At 67.8% G+C, this 3,384-nt stretch carries 3 protein-coding genes and 1 pseudogene; 1 reads left to right on the forward strand and 3 read right to left on the reverse strand.

Annotated elements, in window-relative coordinates; translation table 11 throughout:
• The first annotated feature begins 34 nt into the window (after window positions 1–34).
• The gene (locus ON26_RS10485; RefSeq protein WP_083883998.1) at window positions 35–1,387 is read left to right on the forward strand and encodes a uracil-xanthine permease family protein; all 1,353 of its coding nucleotides are present in this window, start codon (window positions 35–37) and stop codon (window positions 1,385–1,387) included.
• 48 nt (window positions 1,388–1,435) lie between these two features.
• Here the strand turns inward: ON26_RS10485 and ON26_RS10490 are convergent, their stop codons facing one another.
• The 3 genes and pseudogenes from ON26_RS10490 to ON26_RS10500 all read right to left on the reverse strand — a co-directional run.
• A complete protein-coding gene (locus tag ON26_RS10490; RefSeq protein ID WP_051026914.1) occupies window positions 1,436–2,446 on the reverse strand; it encodes an ABC transporter ATP-binding protein in 1,011 nt (336 codons plus the stop codon).
• Between the two features lie 50 nt (window positions 2,447–2,496).
• Window positions 2,497–3,153, reverse strand: coding sequence for a hypothetical protein (locus ON26_RS10495; protein ID WP_083883999.1), 657 nt, complete (start codon window positions 3,151–3,153; stop codon window positions 2,497–2,499).
• A gap of 25 nt (window positions 3,154–3,178) precedes the next feature.
• Window positions 3,179–3,384 (reverse strand): annotated as a pseudogene (locus ON26_RS10500) (MlaD family protein); the annotation flags it as partial.

A 3,384-nucleotide genomic window follows, 5' to 3' on the forward strand; every position in this document is an offset into this window, starting at 1 on the left:
GCGCGCCACTCGCGATTGCCGCACACTGGCTCCCATGACGAAGCCAGATTCCCGGCCGAACTCCGTGCTCCGGTGGACCCGGGTGGACACGGGAATGGTGATCTCCCCGGGCGAGCGGCTGAGCTGGCCGCGCACGGCCGGAATCGGCCTGCAGCATGTGGTGGCCATGTTCGGCGCCACCTTCCTCGTCCCGGTCATCACCGACTTCCCGCCGTCGACGACGCTGCTGTTCTCCGGTATCGGCACGCTGCTGTTCCTGCTGATCACCGGGAACCGGCTGCCGAGCTATCTGGGGTCGAGCTTCGCCATCATCGCTCCGGTCCTCGCGGCCACCGCCTCCGGGGGTATGGGCGCGGCGCTCGGCGGGATCGTCGTGGTCGGCCTGCTGCTGATCGTCATCGGCGCGGTGGTGCACTTCGCGGGCACGCACTGGCTGGAGGCCTTGATGCCGCCGGTGGTCACCGGCACGATCGTCGCCGTCATCGGCCTGAACCTGGCCCCGACGGCCAAGACGAACTACGAGGCCGACGCGATCACGGCGACGGTCGTCCTCGTCCTGCTGATCCTGTGTCTGGTCCTCTTCCGCGGCCTACTCGGGCGGCTGGCGATCGTGGCGAGCGTCGTGCTCGGCTATCTGTTCGCCCTCGCGCGCGGCAAGGTGGACACCTCGGCGGTCGGCGACGCCGCCTGGGTCGGTCTCCCCGACTTCCACGCGCCCAGCTTCCACCTGTCGGTGCTGCCGATGTTCCTGCCCGTCGTGCTGGTGCTCGTGGTCGAGAACATCGGGCACGTCAAATCGATCACCACCATGACCGGTATCGACTACGACCGGCGAATGGGCCGGGCGATCGCCGCGGACGGTGTGGCCACGGTGCTCGCCGGCAGCGGGGGCGGTTCCGCGACCACTACCTACGCGGAGAACATCGGCGTCATGGCCGCGACGAAGGTGTACTCGACGGCCGCGTACTGGGTGGCGGGCGCGGCGGCGATCCTGCTCAGCCTCTCGCCGAAGGTGGGCGCGGTGATCGCCTCGGTCCCGGCCGGCGTGCTCGGCGGCGTCACGACCGCGCTCTACGGCCTGGTCGGGATTCTCGGCGTGCACATCTGGGTGAGCAACCGGGTCGACTTCGGCAAACCGATCAACCAGTTCACCGCCGCCATCCCGCTGGTGATCGGCATCGCCGACTTCCAGTGGGCGGTGGGCGATCTCGACTTCGGCGGCATCGCTCTCGGCGCCTTCGCCGCGCTGGCGATCTACCATGCGATGCGGGTCATCGGCGGATGGCGCGGAACCGTCGTGCCCGATCACGTCGAGGAGATCACCTACATCGAGGACGTCCCCCGCACGAGCGACATCACCGAACCCGAGCAGACGAGCGATCGATGACCGGTCGGCGGACCGGATGCCCCGGTCCGCCGACGGTGTGCGGGCGCGTCACAGGAACGCGGGCATGATCTGGGTGTCGTCGTCCTCGGCCAGCGACTCGTTGATCGCGGCCTGCGCGGCCGGCGGCAGGGTGTGCATGATCTCGCGCACCCGCGCCTGACGACGGCCCACGGCCTGACGTACCGGCATGCCCGGGGTAGCCCGCATCTGCGGGATGATGCCCTCGACCTCCTCGGCGCCGCCGTGATGATGACCGGCATCCACCATGGCCTGCTCGCGCGCCATCTGCGCCTCGTCCTTCTCCTCCGACATACCGATCGGGCCGATCATCCGGCCGTTGAGGAACTGCTTGACCACCGGCTCCTCGGAGGTCAGCAACACCTCACGCGGACCGAACATCACCAACTCGCGGCGGAACAACATGCCGATGTTGTCGGGCACCGTCCGCGCCAGATTGATGTTGTGGGTCACGATCAGGATCGTCGCGTCGATCTGCGCGTTGATATCGATCAACAACTGCGACAGATACGAGGTACGCACCGGATCCAGACCCGAGTCCGGCTCGTCGACCAGAATGATCTGCGGATCCAACACCAACGCCCGCGCCAACCCCGCACGCTTGCGCATACCACCGGAGATCTCCCCCGGCAGCTTGCCCTCCGCACCCAGCAGACCCGTGAGCTCCAGCTTCTCCATCACGATCGCCCGGATCTCCGACTCCGACTTCTTCGTGTGCTCGCGCAACGGGAAGGCGACATTGTCGAACAGGTTCATCGACCCGAACAACGCACCGTCCTGGAACAACACCCCGAACAGCTTGCGGATCTCGTAGAGCTCGGCGTTCGAACACGTCGTGATGTCGGTGCCGCCGATGAAGATCGACCCACGCTCCGGCCGCAACAGCCCGATCAGCGCTTTCAGGAACACCGACTTACCGGTGCCGGAGGGACCGAGCAGCGCGCTCACCTCACCGGCGGGCAGGGTGATCGAGACATCCTGCCAAATACGTTGCGAGCCGAAGGACTTCGTTATCCCCTCGGTCCTGACCTCGACACCCACGACACTTCCCTTTCTGCGAATCCGATGACCGGAAAATCGATGACCGTGGATCAGCGCGGCGCGCCGCCACCGAGCGCGGTGCCGAAGCCACCGATGTCGGAGATGGTCCAGTTGTTCGAGCTGTCGATGCTGAGCTTGTACGTGGCGGTGGACTGGATGCCCTCGGGCGCCTGGCTGTTCTTGGTCAGGATGCTCACGAAGCAGTCCACCGAGTACACGCCGTTGTCCTGCGAGCGGACCTTCGCGGCGATGGGCTCGGCCGTCGAGACCCACTGCAGCGGCACGATGATCTGCTCCATCGACGTGGCGGCCTGGGTGAGGCGGTCGGTGAGCTCGGGGCTGGTGCCCTCGGTCAGGCGGGTCTTCCAGGTCGCGAGGTCCTGGAAGTTCATCTCGGCGGCCGCGGTGGCGTAGTCGAGGGCCACCTGCTCGGCGTGCGCGTTGTCGGCGGCGGCGGCGTCGAGCGCGGCGATCTCACCCGACTTGTCGTGCACCTGCCAGCCGAGCACCCCGATGGTGGCGGCCAGCGCGAGCACCAGCGCACCGGTGAGCAGGGTGCTGACCTTGACGGCCGAGCTGCCCGCCTCGCGACCACGGCGCAGCGCGGCTCGCAGGGGCGAGGCCGCCGGGGCCGAACCCGCGGTGGCGTCCTGCTCGGTGTCGGTCTCGGCCGGGTCGTGGTCGACTACAGCGGCGTTGCGATTCATGATGTCACTCCTTGTCGTCCGGGCCTCAGCGCCCGGGGATTCGGACACGAACTGTGACCGCGTCACCGGATTCGGTGGCGGCGAGAGCGTTGTCGAGTAGCTGCCCGACATTCACCGTCGACAGGGCCGCCCCGCCGGCCTGCACGCCGGGCAGCAGTTCGGTGCCGAGGATGTTCAGGTCGGCGGCGGTGTCGTCGAGGAAGCCCTGGAGCTCGTCGATGAGCGGTCCGG

Origin of the sequence: Nocardia higoensis NBRC 100133, assembly GCF_000308595.1 — a bacterium.
Lineage (GTDB): Bacteria > Actinomycetota > Actinomycetes > Mycobacteriales > Mycobacteriaceae > Nocardia > Nocardia higoensis.

Excerpts from the sequence above, each read along its gene's own strand:
- ON26_RS10485 (WP_083883998.1), top strand. The coding sequence starts at position 35 with ATGACGAAGCCAGATTCCCGGCCGAACTCCGTGCTCCGGTGGACCCGG.
- ON26_RS10495 (WP_083883999.1), bottom strand. The coding sequence starts at position 3,153 with ATGAATCGCAACGCCGCTGTAGTCGACCACGACCCGGCCGAGACCGAC.